The organism is Paraburkholderia hospita, from assembly GCF_002902965.1.
In the GTDB taxonomy this organism is placed as follows: domain Bacteria; phylum Pseudomonadota; class Gammaproteobacteria; order Burkholderiales; family Burkholderiaceae; genus Paraburkholderia; species Paraburkholderia hospita.
This window is the reverse complement of record NZ_CP026105.1, coordinates 168,686-194,173: the sequence shown is the minus strand read 5'-3', so window position 1 is coordinate 194,173 and position 25,488 is coordinate 168,686. Positions and strand designations below refer to the sequence as shown.

The window sequence follows — 25,488 nt, the reverse complement described above, 5'->3', positions numbered from 1 at the left end:
ACTGAGGTGACCACCATGCCCATGCGTGCAAATGCCCCGGCAATCGCCAAGCGGCTTCACTACATCGTCGACAACACCAAACCCGGTGTGCTGCGCAAGGACGCCTACATCGCGACGTACCGTGGCCATCTCGAAACCTTCGCCGCGGTCACGCGCGCCAAGGCCTGGACGGCAGAGAAAGTCATCGAATGCGTGGCCATCGTCTACACCTGGATAGCACGCCGTCGTAATAGATATGTCGTGGACGTAACTGTTGCACAGGCGCTTGCTGTTGCGCTTAACGACGGCACCGACGAGCGGCTGTTGAGTCGTCTCGCGAGAAACCTGGTCAATGACTCCATGATGGCGGGCTCGAAGTTCCTGCACTTCTACGACCCCGAACGTTTTCCCATCACTGACGACCGGTGTCAGCACGTATCGGGCAAACCGTGGGACCCATCTGTCGCGCTTGACTGCTATATCGAATGGCAAGGAGGCGTTCACTCCGTCGATGATGAGCACGCCGCGCGTGCAATGGATTGGGCACGTGCCACGTTCGGTTATGGGGTCACGCGCACGCGCGCCATCGAAGCGATGGCCTTTTACTTCGTCAAAGCCCTGAGCAAGCACGACCAGAAGAACCTTCTCAAATTTTTCCGCGACACCTACCCAGCGGATGCCAAAGCGGCCTGACCGGGGTGGCGCAAACAGAGAGAAGCCGCACGCTGTCGCACGAAGCGCAGCATGCGGCTGTCTCAGTCGTGGAAGTCCTCGCCATCGCCGCAGTTGCCGTCATCCGCGCCATTGCAATCCAGGCAATGCCCTTCGACCCAGGAATAGCCTGGCGCCTGGTTGTTGCGCAAGTCGTTGTCGGTCAGTTCGTCGATGCAGTCGCCCCCAAAGTCATCGAGCATCTGGTTGCTCGCGAACGCCTGGAATAGCGTCGGGTTGTCGCCTTCGCAGGTCGGGCAGGCGATGGGCCGGTAATTGCAGTCGTGCCGCAGCTTCTCAGTTTGCATTGCAAAACCTCATGACGCTCCGGCAGCGCATGCAAAGGCTGATTGCACCAGCGCGCGCTTGGCACCGGAGCGTTACAGCAATCAGTTTTAGTTTGGGCGGCAACGCCCAGATATGCCTGTCTTCAGTGACAGGTCTGGAAAGATGCATACGCCGTCAGAACATCTGACACGCTGCTTTCGCTTGTAAGGCCCGGCGGTATTGCAGTCCAGGCACGCAATTGAATTTTTTAGAGTTATGAGTGCGCCGTGGAGGCGCGCCGCCATTGTCCGCAAAGAAAACTACGCGCCGCAAGGCGAATTTTGAGGGACGTCAGCGGTACGCGGATGCCCCGGGCGCGGTCCTGTCGAGACCTGCCCAAGCGCTTGATGCGGGCAGCTCGATTGTCGGAAATGGATACTTGCGTAAGAAGCGGCTAGTGGTGTCCCTACGCCGCCGCAGAAAACCCGAAATCAGGGGTGCCGCGCACAAGTCGCAGCCGTCCCGCCCTAGTCAGCGCGAAGGTTTTGCCCTCGTCGGCCGTCTCTACGAACTGGCATTGCGCGAGCAGCAGGAGCGCCTGACGCAGCCTGAACCGCGCAAGCCCGAGGTCCACATTCGGGATAGGACCTTTCGCGGTGACGCGCTGCAGTCCGTTCTCGCCGACGGTAAAAATGAACCGGTTACGTCCGTCTCGTGCCTGAATGGTCCGGTCGCGAGCGACCGTGAAATGCAACAGCACCACGTAGAACTGGACGATGTGTGCCAGAAACGCCGCCGGCCGCTCGTCCTCGAAGCGCTCAAGCAGGCCGCGCAGCGTCTGCAACGACAGGCGGTCCACAGGCGGCACAGTCTGCTGCACATAGGGATTGGACAGGTGCTGACGGGCCTCGACCGCGCAGTACACAAGCGCCTTGTACGCCTCGACGAGCGCATCCGATTCTTGCGGCGTACGCTGACTGAAGTTGCAGACCTTCAGTAACTGGCCGAGCATCTCCTCGACGCGCAAAGCAGGCACCTTGAGCCCCGCCTCGTAGAACGTCTTTGCTGTGCCGCGTTGGTCTTCAAGATGCTCGACATAGCTGCCCACGCGTTTCCGATGCGCTTCAGGCAACGCGCGCTCCATTCGCTCGCCAAGGCCGTCGGCACACGCGACGATGTCCCGGCGCGGGCGCTCGTCGGTCACCGCATCGTGAATCCAGCTCGCGACGTTACGCGACAGGCTGTCGAGCGCGAGCCGGGAAAGCTCCTTCAACTGCAGGTTCATCCACCAGCCGTGAACCTCCTCGAGGCCGTCAAGATTTACCGCCACACCCTGAAGTGTTGTGCCGCGCGCCATCGTGTACCGAATCGCGTCGACCTCGATGCCATGTTGCTCAGGCTCGCGCGGGCTATCCTGTTCCGCTTCCAGTGCGCGCAGCACTAGCGTGATGCCGTTGCACCGGTAGGGGACCTTCGCGCCCGTGACGTCCTCGCTGACTTCTGGATAGTAGGCGCGCGCGAACACCTCACGTTCCTGCTGCGACGGCGTGCGCACGTCCAGGACGTCGCCCATCTCTGCGACCTCTTCACGGCACGTGGTCACCTTGTTGAGGTCCGCAAGCCAGTCGCACCATTTCGACCCGGAAATCGCCTGTTCGTAGGCGTCCGCGAGCTTCTTTCCGGCCGCCGTCAGGATGTACGTGCCGCGCGCCTCGCGGCTCTCACGGATGAACGCCAGCCCACCTTCGAGACTGGGCCGGTACTGTACGGGCGTCAGATAGTGAATGCCCGGGTCTGCGATATCTGCCGTCGGTTCCGCCTCGAGCAGGCGCGCAACACGCTCGCTCGGAATCTTCTCGAAACTCAGGGTCACGCGACTGTTGTCTGGCGGATAGCGCCGATTCCTTCCAGCGAGCCCCTTCACGCCATTGTTCCCGTTGTACCAGGTCAGCAGCAGCTGGATTTTCTCCAGACCAGCCTTTGACAGGGCGAGGATATCCGGGTTCTTCGTCGAGTGCGCTGTATCGTCAATGCGGCGAATCATCCAGCAGATGGCTGCGTAGATGCGAACGAACTCGACCACGTTGTTGATTCCCGGAAACACCGAGCGATAGAAAGCATCGACTAGCGCGCCGGTGCCGAGCGGGTCGGCAGCGTCCGTGTCGTCGACCAGGGGTGTGTAATGCGGCGTAGTAAGCATCGGCTTATCCCTTGTATCGGCCTGCAAGGCCTTTCTTTGCCAGTTCGGCCTTGTCCAGCCCCGCGAACAGCGCGCGCTGGCAGTTGGTACAAAGCGCCGCGCGCCGCGAAAGAATTTCGTTCAGCTCTCGAGGCTTGATGGTGACGTGGCAGCACGGGCACCCCGTCGACGTCGCATGCAGGTTGCCGAACACCTTGTCTCTGGACGTCCGATGTTGCTTGACCGCTTTCATCACGGCCTCAAACTCTCTGGGAATTACCGTCTTCTCTGCAGGATTGTTGACCGCAATGTCGATGAGGTTCTCAAGCTGTTGCGTGAGCGTTACGCACTCCGCGATGTCCTTGCCGCTTGTTGCGACCTCATCGTGGTCTGCCGTAGGTACTCGTTCAAACCAGCGCGAGTGCAGCGCCATGCGCGCCAGTTCATAGATTTCATCGGCTGGCACCGCACGACGTGCCATACGCTGCAAAGCTTCCTTGACCGCCGGGCGCGACGAATCCTGATGGTAGTGCGCGGCGCAGCAGGCCATTGCGCAGAAAAACGGCAGCAGCTTTTCGCGGTTCTGGGCACTGTAGTCGAACTTCGAGTAGCGCTCAAGCCAGCCGTCGATGACGAGCAGCTCCGACGGCACATTCGAGTCGGCCTTGCGCGGCTCCTTGTGCACCAGTGCCCGCTTGAGCACGGCGCAGACCGCAAGCTCGACAATCATCGGGACGATGGCCGAATGCGCGTCCAGCTCCAGCGCACGCGGCAGGCTCGCCACGAACTTCTGGAACAGCGCGTTGCCCGCCTCCTCTACCCGCGCGCGGTCCGAATCGGCATCGTCTTCAACGTCGTAGTCGTCGTCATACTCGGCACGGTCGCTCATGAGGAGCTTCAGTCGCGGCGTGCCGGCAGCGGCCGCTTCTTTCGGCTTGCTGTCCGTGCCCGTCACGCGAGAAGGCGCATTGGCAGTCGGAAGCTCGCCCGTTAGGTCCGAATTAATCCAGAGAAGTGCCGCCTCGAGCGACACCCGCGTGACAGACGCCGAGGCGCCCAGCGGCGTCAGGTCTTCGAAACCACGACGCCATTCTTCGTAGCTCATCGACTGGCGCGGGACGCCCGTTTCATCGCGCTGCTCACTGCCGCTAGACTGCCCTTCCGGCGAGGAGCGCTCCCGCTGCTTCGTGCCCAGCGTTTGCATCCACGAGAATATCGCGCCCATGTCGGCAATATTGAATTCACCCGCGCGCATGCGGTTGGCTGCACGAAGGAGCTTGCGCTCCGCATCCGTGGCCGTGAGTTGCAGTTCGACGTTAAGCCATCCGGTTGCCGTCGTATCCTCGCCCGACAGCACCACCCTCAAGGCGCGCGTGTACTCGAAATCGTCTGTCACCAGCACGTCGAACGCACCATCTTCCGTCAACTCAACATTGGGCATCGTCGTGAGGCACTTATCGCCCTCCCAAATGGCCAGCTTGACCTGCATCGCGCCCGGCGTCGGCGTCACCGTCCCCACAATACGCTGCGACGCACGCCACGTCGCCTGGACAGCGGGCTGCCGCACTGTGAGCGACATCGAGCGGAAATCGCACGCCACATAGTCCTTCGGTTCGATGGTTGTCCAGGTAAAAGGCGACTCCGACAGGCGCCGCACCAGCGCTACTTCAACGTTGGTCGTACTCTCAAGGCTCTGCGAAGTTGCATTGACCGAACCCGTCATGACCAGCACGCCATCTTCGGCCTGCAGCTCAAAGCACTTTGCGTGCGGGAACCGGAAGGCGTCTTCGGTCTCTACGACGACATATTCGACCGGCTCGACGAAGCAAGTCTGCGACTCTTCGAACGGCGCAACAGCAGTGACTCTGCTGATGCCCACCTGCATGTTGAATGCATGAACGGCTGCAGCGAGGTTCTGCACCGGCTCGCCGGAGGGCGAGTGATAGGGAGACAGCACCGTTAGCGTTTCGGGCCGCGTGAGCCGGTCGGCGAGTACCGCAAACTGCTCAGCGGCCGACCGATTCAGGGTGTGGATGAGCCAGGTCGTGCGCGCGTACTCGTCGATATCGCCAGCTGCAGCACGCAGCGTCCGCGCGCGCCGCTCGTAGGTGCGCAGAATCGCCTTATTCTCCGGCGCGAATTCGTACTTGCCGACGAGCGCATCAATGAATTCTGCAAACTCGCCGAAGACAGCCGGTTCGCGATACGACGACACCGCATCGACCACTTCTAGATTCTTGCCGTGACCGGCGAGCGTGAGGTTCGCGCTCGACACCACCAGATTGTCGTGCTCGAAACCTTCAAGGTAGACAAGCTTGGGATGAAAGACTGCGGAGCCTTCCATACTCACGGAAATGACCCTGTAGCCGCTGCCTGCATGCAGGCACGTCGCTTCCTTCGTCGAGTTGCATGCTTCACTCGCGTCGACAAGCACGTCAATCTGCTCGCACCCGCAATTGCGCAGCGCGGGCAGGATGAACGCCTCAAACCAGCTGATGCTGAAGGTGTAGGTGGTGAAAAGCACGCGACGAGGCTTTGCCTCGTTGATGAGCGACAACAACGACTTCTGCATGGCAGGTCTCTCTTACGTTACTCACGCCCGCGCGCTAATTTTGCGCCGGGTTTCAGCGCGTTTTACGTTCTCTTGCAGGCGATTACCATGTTGCGGTCGACAAGGGGCCCGTAGTTCGTCGGTGTAGTCGAGCTGTCGCGTGTCAGCACGTCGTAGCCTGCCGGGCAGGCCTTGGTGGCCGCTTTATAGCACTTCGCCCATGAATATGCGGAACCACCGCATTCGATACTGTAACCCTCACGTCCATCGGGTGTCTGCATCCGTTCAACACCGGCCGCGCATCCCGCTAGAAGCGCCGCTCCTATAACAATCCCCGTGGTGGTTCTAAGCATTTTCAAACCTTTTTGGTGACCAACACACGCCCACAGAAGGCGCACGGCCAGCTGGTAGTTAATACGGTGGTACCCGATACACCCTGGTCGACGATGCATAGCACGACAAAGTCCACCGACGACAAACAGCAAACTTTGTGCAACCGGCGCTAATCAGGCATTGCATTCCGAGGCACTTAGGTGACCGATACCCAGGGTCTATCAGGTGAGCAGGCGCAGGCGGACGCGCCTCGACCCGTGACCGCGACAACATTCTTCAGATGCTCACCGAACTTCTGCGTCGAATGGTGATTGCATATTCCCCCATCGTCATTCGCCTTGAATTTGCGCCGCTAGACGTCGCGAGCAATTTTTTCTGCTTACCTTGTGGCACTGCACGAACGAACTTTCTCAGCCCAAACACCTGAAGCGGTCTATCAAGCGCCTCCCGGACAGATTTCTTGAAATCACCAATTGCGATGTCATCGTCGGCTTCCGGCACGCGCTCGTCCTCGATTGCATCGATGCTTAGTGCCAGTTTCTTCGAAACTGAAATGGTCGTGGTATCTTCGATGAAAATTCCGAGCGCTGTATTCAGCTCACAGCGGGTGATACCTAGTTCAGCCCATCTACGACTGTTTACGTGCAGAGATTTAATGTGATACTCGAATGCAGACGTATCCAGGTAGGTCTCGTTCGACGACCATCGCCAGCGCGCAAACCCTGTATCCGAAACCTCAATCCAAGTGAATCTCCGAGCGCTCAATTTTTCGCTTAGCCGGTGACAGACAGAAATTTGCTCGTCATTCAGCTTCACCCACCCAGCAGGAAACCTCATAACCGCATCATGCGCAAACGCATATCCTTTTGCATGACAAGCAAGTCCCAGCAGCATCGCATGTTCTTGAGTATCGAGCGGTATGTCAACGCTCCGCTCCGCGCCAGTCAGCCCAACAGAGAATGAATCGCCGTGGCTCACCGGAATATCAACGGGCTCGAATTTATCACTGAGGTCGGTTTGGTCCTGGAAGCTTGCAGGACAGTCGGCAAGTGCTGCATCGAAATCTCCCCCAAAGTGGTTGACTAGAGCATCAAGGTACGCACTATACCTGCCGTCAACCGAGCGTTGCGCACAAACCTCTTGCGCCGATAACCAGACGAATTGGTCCGGGCAACGTGCAATCTCCGAGTACATTTGCAACATAGCCTCCCGCCCCAGCTGGACATGGAAAAGCTGGAACTTATACTCGGAGTACGCATGCCGGTTCCCTGCACCCTCCACCTGACGATAAGGTGAAGTATCGACCCAGCGGGAAGCAACATACTGACCTTCGTCTAGGCCGAGTTCCTCCTTCAATTCCCGCCGAAGAGTTGCTTCAAGGTGTCGCTGAATTTCAGACCAGTCGCCTTCTTCGATGGAGCGAAGCAGAACTCTAGGCCCCTCGTTATTGTGAGCATCCTCAATCCGAAAACGTCCGCCAGGAAAGACGAACTGCTTGGTACCGGGCCGCTGTTTGTCCTCCCGCGTCCGTAGCAGGAATCGGTCACCGACCTTGACGACAGCCCACGCCACGAATACGTGTCGGATTGCACGCGGGCATTTGTCGGCGCGATTCAGGACCCGCGCCGTCTCGATACTGTGCAAAATTGCGCGTTGTTCTTCGCTGTATTCAGGAGAGTTCCAATATCCGCGAGGAAAAAGAAATCCATTCGCGTCGCTCAATACGTCGAGCATCGAGCGCCCCATCAAAGAGGCGGGAAATGAAGCCCATCGCCAGAATCCCCCGCGAAGCGCCTCTTCGTCGAGCAGACGACTTGCGAGAAAGAGTCGCTCTACCATTGACAACACCACCTCGGAAGCGACCGGGGATATTGCCTCCGTAAGCGCAGCCAGTATCTGCGATTTGTCCGTCTGAACATGGAAATCGCCCTCCTCGGACACCAGAGGAAGACATCGGGACATCGCATTTACGCCTGGAATTAACTCTTTCACTGCAAACTCCTTTTTTCGGTCGACCGCTATCAATTGCGGCCGGCCCGCCACGTTCCCAGTATGCGCCGCCTAGGACGCCTGCCCGCTATGCAGCTTGCTCGACAGATGCCGCTGCGGTTTCGGCGACTTCAATCTGCGTAGCCGCAAGCCAATCGCTTTCAGGGCGAGAAACAAGCCGAGCATTCGCATATGCCCATTCCAGCGGATAGATAGTCTGCCCGAGATAGTTTCCAGACTCAGTTCGTTGCACAACCAAGGCCAAGTCTGTCTTGCTTTCCGAAATCAGAGAAAGGGGTAGGAGCAAACTGACCTTACGCTCCCGCGGAAAATAAATTGGCACCGCGGTCCGGAAATTCCATCGAACCCTCTTCAACGCGAGCTCAAGTGCCGCGACGAATCGGTCCTTGATGCTCTTATAGCCTGCACGGTCCGCGCTTATTGCGTCTGCAAACGCAGATTTATAGGCTTCCAGAGCGTCATCAGACATATCCGAGCAGTCTTGAAACTCAAAACCGCTGACGGGTGTACGCCGAACCACCTGCAGCGGAATTCGGTCGACGTTCTCAACGATGACGTGATGCCAATCGACTATTGGGGCGCCAGCGTTGATATCGTAGATGACATCCCGCACATCCGAGAAGTAATAGGCCGGTTCGGGAAGCGGGCAAAAGCTTTTCACCAACTGCTTGCCAAAAAAATCTTCCCCGGCGATACAAAACCGGTCCAAGTGCCAGTCTTGGCGGCCCGGCACGTGATTTCGAGAAAAAAGCGCAAAAATCTGCTCATATCTATTATCGACGAGGCCAGTGTTAAACGCGGCCCATTGCCCGTCTGCGCTATAACTCACCTTCTTCTCGAAGACTAACCGCGCAAACGTATATTTGACGAAGTTCCGCAACAATGAGAATTCGTCCGCTTCGGACGCTTGAACGCCGAAGGACCATCGTTCAGGAATCGCTAACGCGGCCAGCTCAGCAAAACGTTGCTTTGGCAAGAACGCGAAGTCATAAAGATTTTCATCGAGTTTGGCGCGCACGGTGCGTGAGGACTGTTGCTCAGGCGGCTGTACGGGCGACCCGGCTGCTGCTTTGGCGTCGGCCGGACGTGCAAAAAACCGCGGCGGATGGATTGAGTCGTCTTTAACGACGTCTAGTACATCAGAGAGCGATTCGAGCAGCGGACGAAGCTTGTCGAAACCATACTGCCGCGGGCTGAAACTCGGCGCGATGCTACGGATGGCGATTCCCAGTTCAGCGAGGTCGACCGGGGCATCTTCGCTGTCGCATGCAGCGAGATACGCCGAGCGCACAATATCCTTAAGTTCTTGTTGCATAATTCTATAGTTCTCTCATTTATTAGAAGTTGCACCTTCGGCGTTTGCCTGTATCGCAACGCACCCCGTCCTCTCGTACCGAATAACGGCTCGCCGGAGACATCCTTTAGGCCCGTAAGTGTCGGCGGCGTCCGACTCACGAACGCCGTTCACCACCTCTCCTATTTTCGTGGTTTTCCTGCGTCTGAACGCTTTTCACGCCAACGGCCGTCTTCATTGCGCGAACGAACACTTCCCGCGGTAGGCCCGGTCTTCACTACTGGCCCACCCGCCTGTCGTGCCGGCGTACTCGTAGACCACTTCTTTCCATCCGCCTTGTCCTGTTTCATCGTCGAACCCTTGTGTTTTGATAGAGGCTCTATTAGACGATGGTCGCCCCGTGTTACGGGAGGAGGATAGGAGGAAGATTCATTCGCTGACGAACATCAATCGTCATCGCTCCAGTAACGAATTACGCCGATACCACCTCGGAAACCGCTGAAATTTGATGGCGCTACGACTGCTGACTACTGTGCGGTCGACGCAGAGTATGTTGCGTCACCTGACTAGCTAAATCGCTAAATCCGTATGATTCATCGGAGACGGAGAGAGGTGTCGTCGCCGGCCTGCTGTTAGGGCTGTCAGCAGGCGGCACGCGTGAATTGTCAATGCGTAGGACGTTCGTGGCCCGCAGCCCGCTCACAAGGCGAAAGCGTAAAGAACCGGCCATGACGATTGCCAATAGGAAGACTTCTCGCAAAGTCGGAGGAGCCGAAGCCCCCTTCGTGACAAGAGAGACAGCGAACATCGCTGCTGCCGCCCTACTTCGCTTGCCTCTGATGGGTCACCGGTATTTCCGAGCGGGACGCGTACAGTCTTGCCCGGCAAGCCTAACCGCGAACGTCCGTCACAAGTGCACGTTTCGCTATCTGGTGACATGACCCGTCCGGCGGCAGTTCGGGGATAATCTTACTCAGGCGAACCCTTTATTAAGGAGACAGCGGGCTGCCAGCCCGTCCGGGGTAAGTATGGAAGAACAAACAGTTCCTGAAAAAGCGCTCCAGAAGTGGTTTGAGGGCAAGGCGGAGGATTGCGAGCTACGCGATTGCATCGAGAATCTTGAGGTGTTGCAGCAAAAGACCGACGCGTTGGAAAAGGAAGGGCGACATACCGACAAGGCTAACCTCGCCGGGCTCAAGCGCGCGCTACGCATTTGCGACTTTCTGTACACCGCTAAACTGCTCAGCGCCAACAGGAGTGTGGCACCCGCAGATAGCAATCAAATGCGGCCTGACTTGGTCCTCTTCACGGAAAGCGCGCACTACATACTGGTCGAACTCAAGACCCAGCCTGGGCCTGAACGGCAAGGCGTGCAGGAATTGCTCGCGTACAGCGCGGCCATGAAAATGCAGATGCCCTATGTCAACGACTTCGTGTACATCATCGTCGCTGACCAATGGGATGACCTACTCTGGTATGGCGTCCGCTCCCTCATCCTGGACGGCAAGCACGTCTTGCCACTCCGGGGGACAAAGAATGCTTTCGACAATCAGGGGCCCGGGGATGCTCAACCTTCCTTCAGCCTGAGCATCGTGCTGGAGTTGTTTGACTTCGATTTTACACAGCATTTCGAGCCTCTGTATGCCCTGGTGCCGCATACCATTGCGGTCGACCGGTTTCGCAGGAATCCTCGGTTTTGCGTACCGATGGCCGAATCCTTGGACAGTCTGGATAGATACTTTGTCGGCTTGGCAAAGGCGGCGGTAGCCGATTGCGAGAAGCTGTTTCAAACGGGATTCGCGCTCATCTGGTCGAACCAGACAGGTCCCACTTCAGAAATCGTCAGCCTGACGCTGGCCACAGTGAGTCAGCACTGGATGCTAAGCGAGCATGCACCGGATGAATTCCGGACCATGAAACCTGGGAAACCTGCGGGTCTGGAGAAGCTGATTATCAGCGAGGCAAGGGAAGCGAGGAAGCTCGCAATGAGGGGCCGCCACGAGCGCGATGTTTTCGAGTGGGATTCCGCCAGTGAGGATGTCTCGCGATACTTCCCGCAGAATGATTTCTCTTTTGATGTCATCGCAAGGCATCAGGTCGGTGCGTTCGAAACGGAGATGTGGCGCAAGGGCGTAACCCGAAGCCTGTTCGACTTCGGTTCGCCGCTGAGCCTGTCCCTTTTCCTGCAGGACCTGGTGCGTACCGGTCTCATCCACCTAGGCGAGCTCAGGTACTTCCTTACTTTCGGCGAACTGGCCGAGTTCATTCGAACGGGGGGCGCAGGCTCAGTTGGCCGTCCCCAATCCCTGTGGAATTTTTATGACTTAATGCTGGCGTTCGACGAGTTCAAGGTGACGCGGCCCGGCGTCCAATGGAATCCTGACACGGCAGCCTAGCCCACCGACACCTCTTCCCGCACAAAGTCGCTACAGCGTTCCCGGTCAAAGTCATTCGATTAGCAATAGAACTCGGCGCCATTTTCAGCAACGAGCACGCTGCTGATTAGCTCCGGTTCCAGAAATTCAGTAAATTCTGTGTATATGAACATGCGCATAAGTAGTCGAGACTGGTCTGGAACGATTACGCGCGGCTGCCCTGTCTCATGAAGCCACCCCTTATCAATGGACTACGAACGTGGCCTCTGAGGCAACCAGTAGAACCGCCACATCCATCTATCCTAGCCCAGCATGCGGGAAATCAGTCGAGAATCCCTCCTACCCGATGCAGCTTGCGTCGCCCGCACCCTCGCTACAGGTCCTCCCTGCGCCGGATTGCTAGCCCCGAAGCCCCAATGCGCGTATGGCGCCAGGTCTTTACATATATCCTGAAGTCCGATTCGGTACTGCTTGCACACGGGGAAATCGGATATTCGGAGATGGCCAACGGATTGCGAAAATACCGTTCCCGCCGAAAATGGGTCTAGCGTCCAACCGAGCGGTGCAAGGTCAAGCTCCTCAATGGCACGCGACCGGCTTTGCATCCTGTCGAAAAAGCCACCACCTGAAGCTGTTGCCTTGAGATATTGCTTTCGCCAATACTCGACCGACTCTGCCGACAGCATCTCCCAGCGCATGAAATGCGTCTCGCCGACGCGCTTAGCGACAAGGTTCGAAAATACTGTTGTGTGGCCTGCCCGCGCGTTTTCCATCACATACGCTGGCGCAACCATTTCCGCCAGGAAGCGGCCGTTGTCGAAGCGAGTGCCCTCCTTGAAAGCGACGTTCTGAGTCGGGTTGCTACTTATCGAGACGACATAGACATTTTCAAGGTTTGGCCTAAACACCTGCAACTTGTCGAGAACGTCGTTGACCGAGGCGAGCCCGGAATTGTCAGCGTACCCGCCGTCGGCAACCGCAATGCGTCGGTATCCCTGCGGGCACATTTGCAAAGGGTCCGCACTGGCTTTCTCCGAATCGTCCCCCCTGGCACATGCCGAACCTACCGGACTCACAAGCGCAAACCTTGCACTGTCAAGCGTAGCCACATCAACCGGCGTGGCCCCGTCCAATGCCCATGCGCCGGGAAAATCCATGCTTACGCTGCTGTAAACTGCTCGCCTCCCGTCTGCTGCAGCAGTCGAATTGAATATCGACAGCGGGAAGTGAGCAGCGTCCTCAGACAGACTTTTGACCGTACGCACTAAGACTGAACCGTTCTCGTCACGCCCGTACTCCTTGGCAACAGCGGCCCAACTAGTTGCCCACGCATCGACTAGTGCCCTGTCACGGCTGGTTTGCCCGGTTGGCCACGGTGATAAGGCGAGAGGTAAGTCTGACGACAACATCCGCGTGGCTACCGGGGAGATGAAGTCGTGTGCATAGAAGTGCCCAAGCCGCCATGCGCCGCCCAAATTCATAGGATTTGCGCAGATTGGTTGAGTTGCCGGCAACACGCTGGAATCGCGTGCAGCTAGCCATGACATAATTCCAAGGGAACCGCCGGACACGCCGCTCACAGCAAAAACTCGCGACCCAAATACTCCGTTTGTGTAATCGTCAGCAGCAGCAAGTGAGAGCGCCGTGTGCTCCGCCGCTCTGATACCACCGCCAGCTGCGGCAACCAGGATGATTGGACCGTTATCTTTCTCCGTCTCGCCACGAGCAGCAAGCCAAGCGTCATAGAACGTTCTGAAGCTCTTGTCGTCTCCCGATTCTGCGCGGCCAGGCTGTACGTTAGCATGCTCGAGGTCAATGCTCGGGTTCAACCGAAATGCTGACCACAAAGCACAAAAAACAAGTATCGAAACCAGTGCGGTCCTGACCAGACTGGACCTCGGGTGACTCAGGATAAACGCGACAGCAAGAGCCAACGTGGTACTCAAACACAGTGTCGTAAGAGCGGACGCATGTGAATTGAGTCCGCCATGTAGCACAATCGCTGCCGCCGCGAGTAGCATCAGTACCATTGCCGACATACGCGGCTTTGGCAGCTTTATGCGTAACATCGAAGATGTGAGCACAGCCGGAATTAACCACCATACGGCCAAAATTACGGGATGAACGGTCGTTCGGTGCTCAAGCACGAGGTATGGTTCGAGCAGTGAATCCAGCCCAATACAGCCAAAGAGGACCGGTGTCGTACCAACCAAGAGCACTAACGGCTCCCGGAACTTCCAGCGGCGTCGCCAACCGGCAGCTGAGCCGTCATGCAACCTCACGAGGTATCCAAAGGGTACGAGTACCGCAACGAGAACACCGACCTGAGGGAAACCGTATCCAACGCTAACTACGATGAGCAAGTAAGTCACCGTAGCGAACACCATTTTCAACCGCTGACCTGCTAGCGAATAGCGCGCAAGCGTGTACAAGATGGCCAGAAGGCTAAAGAACGTATATGCACTCCACTGGTTAAACCAAGGGTGAAGGAAGAGCGGGGCGAGAATAAGCAGGTGCGCAACTAGAGATAGGACGGCTATGTGCACAAACGCACCAGTTGCAGCTTCACCGCGAAAGCGCGTTTCAACGCTCGTCTCCAACGGTAGAAAGAACCACGTGACAATTACAACGAGCCCACTGCCGCCGAGCCAGCAGAAGATTTCGGCTAGCGTACCCGTATAGCCCGTGCTGCCAAGATTGTTCTGACCGCTTTCAGACAACGCAGCAGACAGCGAGCGACAAAGGGCGACCGATTGCTCTGGGAGATACAGTCCGGCCAGGCAGACGGAGACTATCGACAAAGGCAGCCACAACTGGGCTATAGCAATGAGCCCGGACCTCATCATTGCCGGAGTTTCGACGGCTACTGATTTCAGCCGCAGCAACGCAAACGTGGCCGTCGACAACATGACTGATACCAATCCCGAAAGTCGAGTAGACAAAATGCATTTCATTTCTTGTTGGAAGCGAGAGACAGACTCTCGACATATCGGCATATCACAACTCAGACTTTAGCTACAGTGCAGTCACATGACCATGGCGACGCAGATGTACAACTGAATTCTTGCGACATAAGTGTTCGTGCTCAGGGCGCCGTTGCCGGGTCTCTGGGCACGAGGCGAACGCATGCCTATGACACGCCCAGATTCGTCGCAGCTGCATCTATCTTCAAGACACGCTCGCGATATCGAGCTCCCATAAAGTCTCCCGTCACCTTCGCCACAAATACGACGAGAAAGAATATTTGTCGATGGTGGCAGTCGAGGGGATTGAAGGTGCATTTGCATGCGGAACGTGTCATGTGGGTGCTTTTATTGTTGGTCGCGCTGGTCGGCATCGGAGCATGGGCAAGCGACATGCAATGCGTAGGCACGCAGCTGCCGACAGAAGGGTTATGTTTGTTGTTTGGGCATAGATTGTCCGGATAGGCCGCCGCGCGTCAGATACTCACGATGACGCATCTGCGACATGGAATGCTGCATAGCGTATGCGTGCGTGACTGCGAAACTCACACGCAAAGGAAACGCGATGTTGAATCAAAAGCCTGACCTGCAGCGGCGCCGGCGATTCAGTATCCCGCATGGGTGCAAAAAGATGTGCATCGAGCCCCACAGCGTCGAGACCTTCGAAACCTTCAAAGCATTCACGCAATTGCCAAATACCCGCTTATAACGTTCAAAAATTCTTATGTGATGACAGCAATTAACATATAAGAAAGTACTGAAAGAACTGAGAACTAGGCCGCGAAATATCCGCGGCCGCCTTCAGGCTGTTCTGCCGACCGGTCAACGAGCGCTTCTCATACCTGCTAGGAACATCGGAAGCGTGCCCGGTGCTACCGCGCAATGCGCGTTGCGCCTAGATGTCTCCGTATGCGTCGGCTGCGGTTTCGTCCACAACAGCCTCCGTCGCTTTCATTCTTCCTTCCGACGCCGGTGTCCGAGCCCGCTGGCCTCTCAAGACGACGACTTTGCCTGTGTTTGTCCCCGTCAGTTCCAGCTCACATTTTGCCCAGCCGGTGGCCTGCTTAACCCCGGCAAGCGCGGCTTCGAGTGCGGCAACGAACTTGCTCATTTGCATGCCCTTTCGCCCCATCAGGTCTCGAAGGGTTTCCGGCAACATGGGATAGGGAGACAGATGCGTCGAGTAATACGCGTACAGGCCTTTTGCGAGCGGATTGCCCCTGAGGGATTGCAACACAGACCGCCGCAGCAGCGTCCATTGCCCGCCATCGAAGAGCCTCGCCAGTTCGACATCGAGCAGGACGTCGTAGTCGTGCGCCGTTTCCGACCCGCATTCCGGGCCAAGCATTTTGAGAATCAGCCTGGATTTGCCGACGAAAAGGCCGGGGACCGAGAACTCAAATTCCGCGTGAAGGAGACGGTCAAGCGAATCGTCGAGCAGTTTCCTGGTCTTTCCGCCGAGAGTTCGTCCGAGCGCCCTGATTACTTGGTTGCGGTTGAAATAGATGCGTGCTTCACGATGCGTTTCCTGGCCGCTGGTGACAACGCGCCTGAGCAGTTCGTAAAAGACATCAGCGTCGCCTTGGTCGAGCCCTTGACCGGCGGTTTGAAAAACTTTGATTCCGCTCGTTTCAGTCGTCGCCAGTTGCGTCTTCGAGAGATATTGAGGACGCCGGGCTTTCGGTCCGTACGACTGGGTGCTAAAGATGGCGCTTCGCGCGAGCGTCTGCGCGGTAACGAAGTTCGTTCCCAGGCCGTGGGGGAGTTGCAGCTTGTGCCATGCTGCCAGCGTGTTGTTCGCCGTTGCGGTCATTGTCGTTCCTGTCAGGATTACATGGCCGCCCGTCGGACGGCAGACAGTATACGGCGAGAGATGACCCATGATTGTGGCAACTGGGGACCTGCGGCTGGCAGAAAGGGGACTTGTGGCTACCGGCGAGGGACCTGTGGAACAGAGCAGATGGAATACTCGGCGCTTTTACGCGCACTTTCTGGGGGATGAGAGCGGGCAATACATCTTTAAAAAATTACTAAGCAATGGTATTCCAAAGCTAAATCAGCTCGCTTCGCTCGCCATCACCCGTGCGAAGAGTTCTCCCGCCTGCGGCGGCGCTGCAGACCCTCGCGCTTGGTGGATTTTGCTTTCCAGGACGGGCGCCTGTCGCCACTGTTGCTCAACGATGTTGCCCGCCGAAACTGCCCGCGTTGATAAGCCGAACCCCGCCGTACGTCCATCAGAGTATAGGCGTGTCGCGGTCGTGTACGTGCCCTGGTCAGCCGGCACCGCGGGACGGGTCACGCAAGGAGTTGGCGCAGTTCACTTGCCTTGATTTGGGGGATGGGGACCTGTGGCTATGCGAGCGACAGCGACGCCCTCACCTCTGTCGCTCAGCAGGACAGAGGCCATGCTTTCCGCCGGAACCGGACCGGCGTCACGCAGCGCGCCCTGCTATTCCCGCGCCCAAGGCGGAAACTGAAAGCATGAGTCCAACGATATCATAAGGGTAAACACCTAGATTAAGATACGCTCTGAATATTAGATATCTCAGTACAAAGTTTCGAATATATATACATTACGGCAATAAAATTGCACGTATATCGTTAAATACACAATTTGTCAAGCGGAAAATTGTTGACCGCGTTGGCCCGGGTTGCTACCTTGCGTCGACCATGGACGTTCGGCTGCTCGCATGAATTCACTACCTATCTCAGACGACTTTCCGAAAGGACTGTCGCTTGGTTCCGTACCAGGCGCCCAGCCCAAACTGCTGCTGCACAAAACCGATGGCGCTTATAGTATGGGGCCTACGGATGTCGCGGTGTATGAGCGACATGTCTTGTGCGAGGACCTCGCTCGACAGCTCGCGACGTACACGTCCAAGAAAATGACCGAGAACACCTGGTGCTTGCACATGGCGGTTTCAAAGGTTGAGGCAGGACTCCTCAAAAAAGTCCGAAACGGAATATGGGAGTTTTCCGACGCCGAGATAGTCTGGACTATCGGACGTCTGCGACAGATTCTGTCGGCCCCGCAGGCGACCGGCAAGGCTCTCCCCCGGAGTCAAATATTCCCGAGCCAAGCGGGCGAAGGAAACCATGACAAGTGAAAGCAAGCACCCGGCGCTCGTGCTAGACCAGCCCACCCCGACGCTCTTTGTCGACTACGACGGCACCTTGCACCGGGGGCGTGGCCTCGTCGACGAGCACGGACATATTTCCCTTGATTCTGGTCAGCCACCGTTCGAATTCGCTCCGCTGCTCGCAGAGATACTCGCACCCTATCCGGAGGTCCAAATCGTCCTCACGACAAAGTGGGCGAGAAAACTCTCCCTTGAGCAGGTCGTTTCTTATCTACCGACGGCACTGGCCAAACGGGTCGTCGGTACTACCGCGGACATCAAGGCTCGTTTCGGAGACGTCAAAAACGGTATCGACCGCACCTATGTCATACGGTCCTACGTATTCGCAAAGCGGCTGAAAAACTGGCTGGCCATCGACGATTCCGTCTACGGGGCATTAGACCTCCGTACAGACTTCTTCGACCTGACCGAGCACCTGGTGTTGCTCGACCCGAAGAAGGGCATTGGCGACGCAACCGCCCAGCAGCGCATTGCCGAATGGCTGCTCGAGGTCCGTGGCAGTGACTCGCCTTCTCCAGCGCGGTCATGACGAACGTCGCAGTTCGCCCGACGACGGTTGGCTGCGCACGGAGATTGGCGCTTCCCTGCAATGTGCAGACTGAGAAGATTGGGGACCTCAATGTCAGTGAATATTAGCCTTTGGGACGACCTCACGCATCGGAATGGCGGCGGGGGGCGAGCGGCTCGTGAGATGAGCGGCCTAACCTGGGTTTCAGCACAAGTTCTCAGCTTCATCTACTTCACCGCCTACTCAAACACCAAAGCGACGGCGACGGATACCGGAAAAGAATTCGTAAGTCACGAAGTCGATGTAAAGCTTTTCGCATGGCTGATGGGCATCGAAAGCGACGAGATGGGACGCCTGGAACAGATGCTTATGAGCGCACAGAAAGTAAGCTACGTCGAGACCGGCAAGCGGCGGACAAGCTCAGAATATTGGCTTTCGATACCGCTCGTGAGTACCGTCAGCAGAATGGGCAGTTCTCGAATGTGGGTCGATGTGAGAACCGACCTTTTAAGGTATCTCCGCTCACAAGAATCCCCCGGTGCGCTACCCGTTGATTTCAAGCCCGATTTGTCGTCGGTGTATGCCCGCTCGCTGTATGCCAACCTCGCTCGGCACGAGCATCAGGAGGGCTGCTCGACGGACTGGATTCCTTTGGATGCTGTTCGCGCCTGGCCGGGGAAATCGCGGGCCAGTGTCGCACGAGCTGAAGACTTCCTGAAGAGGGTCGTGGCGCCCGCGATACGTGAAATCAATGAAGTGTCAGACGTGGAAATGCAGTGCGAGACGGTATCCGACGAACCGGACTCGAAGGATATCAGTGTCCGTTTCGCCGTGACGCGTAAAGACCCTACGGTGATGCGGTGGGACTATCTTAGGATTCGCTCAGAGTTGTTTTCGGCCTTAAACGCAAACTCAGCGCCTGCCCTGCTGACTGCGGCTTCATGACTCACCAGCGACGCGACTACGACCATTGAGGCCGCATGGTAGACCTAGTAGTCGGGGATTTATGCGAAAACGCCACCTTACTTTGCAAACTCTTGATTTTTTTCCACTTCTGCGAAGCGGCTCATCGAAGTAGTCCAAACAAGGCCTAAACTGTTGCTAAAAACCACGGTTGAGCGGCTTTCAATGGGCCGTTTGCGTTCGACTATGGTGGCGTTTTGGCATAAGGGCGGGAATCGCCTTCCAACATGCTCTGTGCTGCCGGACACGGCTGGAAAACACCCAAGGCTAACAATCCCTATGTCGCGAGGGGTTCTGCCGGTGAGGCACCACTACGATTGGTCTTCACCGGTTTCACCCGTATTGATAAGTATCAAAACACCTTGATACCCGATGATACCGCTCGCTCTGCAACCCCCGGTTGCTGATGACGCATAGCCTTACGCGCAACGGCGTATCAAGGATTGGTTACTCAGTTTCTCTTATTGAGGCGTGTCGCCAAGCGACCATTTGTACTACCCCTTCTTACGTCACAGCAAAGCTGGCGTCAGTAGTCAAAGTTAAACAACGCGCGACGCTTGCATGCCTTGCCGCGCGACCAACGCGTTCCAATTACAGAGGAAGAGGACGAGATGGCTTCAGCAAAACGCATCGACCTAGCGATTGCTCTCCGGAAAATTCATGAACTAGCCTTGGCGGACGGTGATTTAGGCTACGCGTACTGGTACGCAGTTGGCCAGCTTTTACAGCGAGCAGCCGACACGCAAGCAGAAGTAGATTTCCTTAGCAAGGAGTTGGAACGGTGTCGTGCTCGATTGACCAAACTGATGTCACAGCATTGATGCTCAAGGAGCCGTAAAGATGACAACGCCAACCGAAAGGACGAAGGCGGTGGTCGATGCGCCGGGAGTTCTTGGAGATGCTCTCGTATGCTGACGACGACACGATTTCCGTTGCGGTGCAATCGGTCGCGAAGCGTCTTCTCAGGCACTTTCCACTGAACATAGACCTAGATGTTTCAGCTTCTGCGCTTCCAGCGATTTGGGCTCCTCCGTCGGCCCCGCCGCGCCATGGATAGAGACAGTCGCGTGGGTCCATGTTGCCGCTCTACACACAGAAACCCGACGGCGAGTAGCCGAAGCGACTCTCGACCTGCCAGTGAACGGTCTCGCTATTTCGGGTGAACGACATGCCGGACCGTATTAGGACCCGTTGACATGGATGAGGCGGCCGCCACGCGGGCGGTCACATCAGGCATGGTTGAACGGCGGTAGAAAACCGACAAGGGTGACGTACGAGCGAGGCATTCTTGGATATTCTCCAACGTCTACACAGTGCATGTTGCCGCGGTCTCGCATGTCGCTCGTGATATCCGACGACCGTTCGCCCTTCGGCATTGGCGGGTGCTCACTGGCCACCCGCGATGTCCCTCACCATCCCAAGGAAATCGGGTTTAACCTGTGGCGCACTGAATCAAATACTCGGCCTCTTGTTGTACGACCGACCATCCTTCGCGCAGAAGCCGCACAGCTTCCGCGACCACCTCATAGCTCAGTCGGCAGTTATCGATGTCCGTGACGCTCATTTGCGCGAGGTCGGCTGCCGAGGCCTCTCTGTTGGAAACTCTGAAGAACAGGGTATCAGCCATGGCACCGGCATCATCCGTCTCACCGCTCAGGATGTCCTCGGCCAACAGGCCCGCCATGCCAACGAGTATCTTCAAGTTTGCAGGTAGCTCGGGAGCAGCAAACCCATTGTTCAACGCCGTCTTGCGCATCATCTCTGTGCAGGTGCGGGGACGGAACTGGCCGAACCACGCCGTCTCCTCCGGACTTCCTCTCTCGTTTTTTCACACTACCGCGTCGCCAGCATCTAATGCGATGCGATAGAGCTTGCCGCTCTCTCGGCACACGCCGTCAAACTCAATGCGTCTGCCACTACCGACAGCCGGATAACAACGTAGCTCCGCTGGAGCTTTGCCGGCGTCGTTCCGTTCGTGCTTGTTGCTGTGTTCGTCGTTACCTTGGCGCTCGGGTGATGAACCGCAAAATCAGACGGCAATGGTTGGCTGCGCCGCGTCAACTCAATTTTGAAAGGAATGTCCACAAACCTTGCGAAACGCGTGCGTTGGCGAGCCCCGAAGCACAACGTGAGCCGATTCCGTCAATACCCCAAACCGAGCTCTCTAAGAACGAACCCCGTCGCATGCAAGGCAAGCTCGGCGTCCGCGTTCGATACCTCCCGCAAGTCGAGACGCTCACGTTCATTGTCCTTCGCGCGAGGATGAAGAAGATTGACCGTCTCGAGAGCCGCACGAATCAGCCGCCGCTCATTTTCGCCGACATGTTTTCCGATTGCCGTGAGACATGGACCCAAGTCTTTGTGGACCGCTTTTTCGTCACCGGTTAATTGGCGTAACCACCGGCCGGCGAGGACCGCGCACAGGTTTCGGCACTGGTCGACAACAGAAGTTGGAGAATCTCGATACGCCACCTTCATGACGCGGTCGTAGGCATCCGTGACGGGTTTCTGATTCTCCTTCGGAATTTGTGCCATGTTGAGAGCGGGCAGTATGCCAAACGCAGACTCAGCTCGAAGAGTAACCAGCACATCCTGGTTGACCATTTGTTCAGTTTGCAATATCCGCCAAAGTGAGTGCGCTCCCACGTGGCCTATCGCAAGCTGAAGACCTTCTCCCCTGTTCGGACGTCCCAGCAATTCAGTGCAATGAATGAAGACATTCAGTTCTTTAGGTACGCGACCGTCCGACCGGCTCCGCCTACTATCAGATAACGAATTAGAGTGTGCTTCGACCAAGACCAACTCCCGATTGTTCTTGGTGAATGACTGAAAAAGACGTCCTCGTCGAACTCGCGACACTGGGTCGAACGAGTCCTCTCGGAAAATCCATCGGAACGGGTCGCTTAGCATACCGCGAGGCAAATTCTCGAATTCGGAAGGTGATTCAACGAGCGCACATTGCGAGATTATCGGTGCCGGTACCATGAGATGGCTCGGATTGTCGGCGCCTTCATAGATGAGGCCATTTTCGTGTTCGATACCAAGGCGGGACATAGTCTTTTCGGTCGACGGATTAGTGCCTAAATATATCGCATCGCACGAACTGAAGCGCCGTCTGCGTTTCACCGCACTCTTGGGTCGCAAGTTGACTGCTGGCCGTTTGACTTCTGCGTTCAAGCGCAGACCGGATGTTCGTGTGACACATCGGGTCGCGGAAACTTTCATTTGAAACGCTAGACCAGACCTTAAAGACCAGCAAACCGCTATGTGCTGGCAAATTGCTGCCGCACACGCCTCGACTTCGAGCGACCACTCAGTGGACGCAGAATTGCGCCCTCTATTCTTGGAACATTTCCCCTTGATGCAGACCAGCAAGCTTCTTTCAGCTATCCATAACAGTTGTTCGAGCTATACCGTTTGCGAGCCGATGCTGCCCGACTTCGACTTTCAGGTGTGAGCAGGACAAGATAATGAACGATAGAGCATACCTATTCGTAGGGATATGCTTGATAGAATAGTGGTATTGTCCTTTTTCGTCAGGGACTTACGACGATGGATAATTTGCTCATACCGGTCACTCTTAATAGCTCGCAGAGTCGACCAATCCAGACGGTTCGGGCAGGCAAACGGAAACAACGTATGTCTGCTGCTTCAACTCTAACCTTCCGCGAACTCTCGGAAAAGATGCACCAGCGTGTAACGAATGGCGAAATTCCCGCTTCCACGCTACCCAACCTGAAATCCGCCCTTCGGGCATTCCTAGCGAGTTTTGGCGTTTCCGAAGAGAGCGTTGTTGGTTCGCTGCTGCGCCGCTCGTACTACCGGAATCTTCGCCTCCATGTCGAGCAGTTACAAGCCGAGGGTCGCGACAAGAGCTATATCGCGAATCGAAAGAGCTTGATGGGGAAGTGGTGCTCCCTTGTAACGCGTCTCGACCGCATCGAGGCCGCAGCATCAAACAGCATGTCCCCGTTTCAATCGATGCTGACCGAGCTGCTCACGCAAAGCCGGACGACTGTAGCAGGGTTGGCGCGAGCAGCAGGCATTTCCAAGTCGACACTGGGTACCTGGGTAAAAGGAGCGTTGCCGAATCCCCGCGCGATTCCTTCGTTGAAGCGGCTTGAGCGGTTCTTCGCTCTGGAGCCAAATACGCTTCTAACCCTTGCATATGAGCGAAAGAAATTAAAACCGCTCGAAAGCTCGTCGGCTATGAAAATTCCCTATCGGGAGAGATTGTCGAGGGTTTCGAAAGACATGTACCGCCTGAAGGACGTTTCCGATTCCTTGGCTCAGGAATGGTCGAACTTTGTTGTGCACAAAACCGAAAAGATGCCAGACCTCCGACGTTTCTCGCGTGGGGTATGGGTCACGACGGACCTAATCACAGAGGGGGAAACGGACCGAAACTGGTATTGCTTTGTCAAGGGCAAATACGTTCCCACAGCAAAGATAGTCTGGCAGCATGTGACTTCTTACCTTGGATGGCTCCATCGCACACGAGAACTGGGTGGAGCCGGGTTCGCCAGCGACGATGTCCAGACGCTTGCGTGGTTATCGAATAAGAGGATGGCTCATCGGTACATGAAGTGGCGGATTGAGCGCGCCGAAGAGAAAGTGCACGAGGGTGTGCTCGACTTCGCAAACCTGATTGCGGCGCTCAACCATCCTCAGCATGGCTACCTCACTCAGATGCCGGAACTCCGGGAGCAGTTACCAGAAACCAACCGCCCCGAAAATTGGCAGGAGGCTTGCCAAGAAACCTTCGCATGGGTCTCCGAGATGAGGAAAAACTTACGAGTGGATGGCATTGTACATTCGAGAGAGCCAATGGCACCCATCAAGAGTGTGCTCGAGCTCGATGACCCACTCGAGGCAATCGCGGACATGACTTCGCGAATGAAAAGTTGCCGACCGACCACTGGCGGCATCAATGAAGCCGTTTGGGCGCGAGACCTGCTCCTCGTCAAACTGATGGCATCGAATCCGTTGCGCGCCAAGAACATGAAGTTGCTAACGTATCACGCTGACAACACCGGAAACCTCTATCGTCGTCCGGATGGCAGTTGGTTCATCCGAATTGAAAGACGTGCATTCAAAAATGCAAAGGGCGCCGCTAAAAACCAGGACTACGATATGCCGGTCAATCGCGTGGTCTGGGGCGACATTGAACGCTATCTGAATGCCTATCGACCAATGTTGCCGGATGCGGACAAGGTGAACTATGTTTTCTTGTCTTCAATAGATGAAAAGCCGCAGGGCTACGTCGGAACATGGAAATCCCTGAACCGACGCATTTTTTTCCTCACTCGCCGCTACCTGTGGGACTGTCCTGGTATCGGCGCGCACGGGTTTCGTTACATCATCGGCACCGCTACGCTGTGCCGTTCTTCACGATGAGGTCGAAACGGTGAAGGCCCACTATGCCCATCTCCGTAGTTCGGATGGCGGAAAGTTCGTACACACGTTACTGGACTCTGCCTTTGCGCGTATGTGACCAAATTGCATACGGGGTCGCGGTCCATGCTCGGCCTTTTTCATCCAAGCGCCCTAATCCGCGTATTGAACACGCAAATTTGTCAGGACCGCGCCCCGGCACGGTGAGTTTCGCTGGCCCCAAGACACCTAAGCGGAGCCGAGCGACACCAAGTACGTTGAACCGATTTGAACAAAAATGGCGTTGATGTTTTACATCTTCACATGCCACTCTGAACCGTCGCCCGGCTTCTCCCGAACTCTCCGGTTCTGCCAGACGCCCGATTGCACTCCTCTCGACACTTTCAAACTTGCGCTGGGTAGTCTTTGCGTCGCGGTTTCTCCTCTCGCTGAGGCACCGGCCGCTTGCGCGTCAATGAAAAACGAGGAAGACCCGATACAGGTTGCCTGTAGTGCCTTCGTCGCGCGACTTCTCCCCAACAGTATTAACGCCAGCGCAACGTTTGAAGACGCATTCGTGAGTTCCCTCTCAGCCGTACTGAACCACGGGTTCGGCGCCCATTTGCGTTACAATTGCGGTACATCCCTCTTCGGCGAGTCGAGACATGGAACGCAAAACCGACACCCTGAACCTGCGGGTTACGCCCGAGCTAAAGGATTTGATTCGATTGGCCGCAGAGAGGGAGCACCGAACGATTGCAAATTTCATCGAGGTGCTCGTCAGGCAGCATTGTGTCGAGCACGATGTCGCTGTTCCGACTAAGCGGCCGCAGAGCCGTTAA

At 56.6% G+C, this 25,488-nt stretch carries 16 protein-coding genes; 7 read left to right on the top strand and 9 right to left on the bottom strand.

What is annotated here, in order from left to right:
• Nucleotides 1–15 precede the first annotated feature (15 nt).
• A complete protein-coding gene (locus tag C2L64_RS00825) occupies nucleotides 16–672 on the top strand; it encodes a hypothetical protein (protein ID WP_143055675.1) in 657 nt (218 codons plus the stop codon).
• Nucleotides 673–734: 62 nt separating this feature from the next.
• On the opposite strand, the gene C2L64_RS00820 is transcribed toward C2L64_RS00825, so the two are convergent.
• The 5 genes from C2L64_RS00820 to C2L64_RS00800 form a co-directional block, all read right to left on the bottom strand.
• Nucleotides 735–998, bottom strand: coding sequence for a hypothetical protein (locus C2L64_RS00820; RefSeq protein ID WP_090834903.1), 264 nt, complete (start codon nucleotides 996–998; stop codon nucleotides 735–737).
• 425 nt (nucleotides 999–1,423) lie between these two features.
• Nucleotides 1,424–3,157 carry a hypothetical protein gene (locus tag C2L64_RS00815; RefSeq protein WP_090834902.1) on the bottom strand — a complete coding sequence of 578 codons (1,734 nt, stop codon included), beginning with the start codon at nucleotides 3,155–3,157 and terminating at the stop codon, nucleotides 1,424–1,426.
• 4 nt (nucleotides 3,158–3,161) lie between these two features.
• Nucleotides 3,162–5,708: a phospholipase D-like domain-containing protein gene (locus C2L64_RS00810; RefSeq protein ID WP_090834901.1), complete on the bottom strand. Its 2,547-nt coding sequence runs from the start codon at nucleotides 5,706–5,708 to the stop codon at nucleotides 3,162–3,164.
• A 588-nt stretch (nucleotides 5,709–6,296) separates the two neighbouring features.
• Nucleotides 6,297–8,012 carry an NUDIX hydrolase gene (locus tag C2L64_RS00805; protein WP_143055674.1) on the bottom strand — a complete coding sequence of 572 codons (1,716 nt, stop codon included), beginning with the start codon at nucleotides 8,010–8,012 and terminating at the stop codon, nucleotides 6,297–6,299.
• An 85-nt stretch (nucleotides 8,013–8,097) separates the two neighbouring features.
• Nucleotides 8,098–9,345: a DUF3825 domain-containing protein gene (locus tag C2L64_RS00800; RefSeq protein WP_090834899.1), complete on the bottom strand. Its 1,248-nt coding sequence runs from the start codon at nucleotides 9,343–9,345 to the stop codon at nucleotides 8,098–8,100.
• Nucleotides 9,346–10,352: 1,007 nt separating this feature from the next.
• Between C2L64_RS00800 and C2L64_RS00795 the strand changes: the two genes are divergently transcribed.
• Nucleotides 10,353–11,720, top strand: a complete 1,368-nt coding sequence (locus tag C2L64_RS00795) for a hypothetical protein (RefSeq protein ID WP_090834898.1) — start codon at nucleotides 10,353–10,355, stop codon at nucleotides 11,718–11,720.
• 281 nt (nucleotides 11,721–12,001) lie between these two features.
• Here the strand turns inward: C2L64_RS00795 and C2L64_RS00790 are convergent, their stop codons facing one another.
• Complete coding sequence (locus tag C2L64_RS00790) at nucleotides 12,002–14,608, bottom strand: hypothetical protein (protein WP_090834897.1); 2,607 nt, start codon at nucleotides 14,606–14,608, stop codon at nucleotides 12,002–12,004.
• 949 nt (nucleotides 14,609–15,557) lie between these two features.
• A complete protein-coding gene (gene trfA, locus C2L64_RS00780; RefSeq protein WP_090834895.1) occupies nucleotides 15,558–16,475 on the bottom strand; it encodes a plasmid replication initiator TrfA in 918 nt (305 codons plus the stop codon).
• A 1,283-nt stretch (nucleotides 16,476–17,758) separates the two neighbouring features.
• Here trfA and C2L64_RS00770 point away from each other — a divergent pair.
• From C2L64_RS00770 to C2L64_RS56040, 3 genes are all read left to right on the top strand, one after another.
• Entirely contained in the window at nucleotides 17,759–18,331 is a 573-nt protein-coding gene (locus tag C2L64_RS00770; RefSeq protein ID WP_090834893.1) for an HAD domain-containing protein, read from the top strand.
• 162 nt (nucleotides 18,332–18,493) lie between these two features.
• On the top strand, nucleotides 18,494–19,255 hold the full coding sequence (locus C2L64_RS00765) for a replication initiation protein (RefSeq protein ID WP_158660480.1): 762 nt from the start codon (nucleotides 18,494–18,496) through the stop codon (nucleotides 19,253–19,255).
• An 895-nt stretch (nucleotides 19,256–20,150) separates the two neighbouring features.
• The gene (locus C2L64_RS56040) at nucleotides 20,151–20,330 is read left to right on the top strand and encodes a BPSL0761 family protein (RefSeq protein ID WP_322789351.1); all 180 of its coding nucleotides are present in this window, start codon (nucleotides 20,151–20,153) and stop codon (nucleotides 20,328–20,330) included.
• 375 nt (nucleotides 20,331–20,705) lie between these two features.
• Here C2L64_RS56040 and C2L64_RS00750 read toward each other — a convergent pair whose 3' ends face one another.
• Nucleotides 20,706–21,032, bottom strand: a complete 327-nt coding sequence (locus tag C2L64_RS00750) for a hypothetical protein (RefSeq protein ID WP_090834890.1) — start codon at nucleotides 21,030–21,032, stop codon at nucleotides 20,706–20,708.
• A 383-nt stretch (nucleotides 21,033–21,415) separates the two neighbouring features.
• Entirely contained in the window at nucleotides 21,416–21,877 is a 462-nt protein-coding gene (locus C2L64_RS54715) for a hypothetical protein (RefSeq protein ID WP_244144481.1), read from the bottom strand.
• A gap of 1,035 nt (nucleotides 21,878–22,912) precedes the next feature.
• On the opposite strand from C2L64_RS54715, the gene C2L64_RS00740 reads away from it, so the two are divergent.
• The gene (locus tag C2L64_RS00740; protein WP_143055673.1) at nucleotides 22,913–24,670 is read left to right on the top strand and encodes a hypothetical protein; all 1,758 of its coding nucleotides are present in this window, start codon (nucleotides 22,913–22,915) and stop codon (nucleotides 24,668–24,670) included.
• Between the two features lie 641 nt (nucleotides 24,671–25,311).
• On the top strand, nucleotides 25,312–25,488 hold the full coding sequence (locus C2L64_RS53025; RefSeq protein ID WP_143055672.1) for a type II toxin -antitoxin system TacA 1-like antitoxin: 177 nt from the start codon (nucleotides 25,312–25,314) through the stop codon (nucleotides 25,486–25,488).

Coding starts and splice junctions, on each gene's coding strand:
- C2L64_RS00825 (WP_143055675.1), top strand. CDS start 16: ATGCCCATGCGTGCAAATGCCCCGGCAATCGCCAAGCGGCTTCACTAC.
- C2L64_RS00820 (WP_090834903.1), bottom strand. CDS start 998: ATGCAAACTGAGAAGCTGCGGCACGACTGCAATTACCGGCCCATCGCC.
- C2L64_RS00815 (WP_090834902.1), bottom strand. CDS start 3,157: ATGCTTACTACGCCGCATTACACACCCCTGGTCGACGACACGGACGCT.
- C2L64_RS00810 (WP_090834901.1), bottom strand. CDS start 5,708: ATGCAGAAGTCGTTGTTGTCGCTCATCAACGAGGCAAAGCCTCGTCGC.
- C2L64_RS00800 (WP_090834899.1), bottom strand. CDS start 9,345: ATGCAACAAGAACTTAAGGATATTGTGCGCTCGGCGTATCTCGCTGCA.
- C2L64_RS00795 (WP_090834898.1), top strand. CDS start 10,353: ATGGAAGAACAAACAGTTCCTGAAAAAGCGCTCCAGAAGTGGTTTGAG.
- C2L64_RS00790 (WP_090834897.1), bottom strand. CDS start 14,608: ATGTTGTCGACGGCCACGTTTGCGTTGCTGCGGCTGAAATCAGTAGCC.
- trfA (WP_090834895.1), bottom strand. CDS start 16,475: ATGACCGCAACGGCGAACAACACGCTGGCAGCATGGCACAAGCTGCAA.
- C2L64_RS00770 (WP_090834893.1), top strand. CDS start 17,759: ATGACAAGTGAAAGCAAGCACCCGGCGCTCGTGCTAGACCAGCCCACC.
- C2L64_RS00765 (WP_158660480.1), top strand. CDS start 18,494: ATGAGCGGCCTAACCTGGGTTTCAGCACAAGTTCTCAGCTTCATCTAC.
- C2L64_RS56040 (WP_322789351.1), top strand. CDS start 20,151: ATGCGCCGGGAGTTCTTGGAGATGCTCTCGTATGCTGACGACGACACG.
- C2L64_RS00750 (WP_090834890.1), bottom strand. CDS start 21,032: ATGATGCGCAAGACGGCGTTGAACAATGGGTTTGCTGCTCCCGAGCTA.
- C2L64_RS54715 (WP_244144481.1), bottom strand. CDS start 21,877: ATGGTCAACCAGGATGTGCTGGTTACTCTTCGAGCTGAGTCTGCGTTT.
- C2L64_RS00740 (WP_143055673.1), top strand. CDS start 22,913: ATGTCTGCTGCTTCAACTCTAACCTTCCGCGAACTCTCGGAAAAGATG.
- C2L64_RS53025 (WP_143055672.1), top strand. CDS start 25,312: ATGGAACGCAAAACCGACACCCTGAACCTGCGGGTTACGCCCGAGCTA.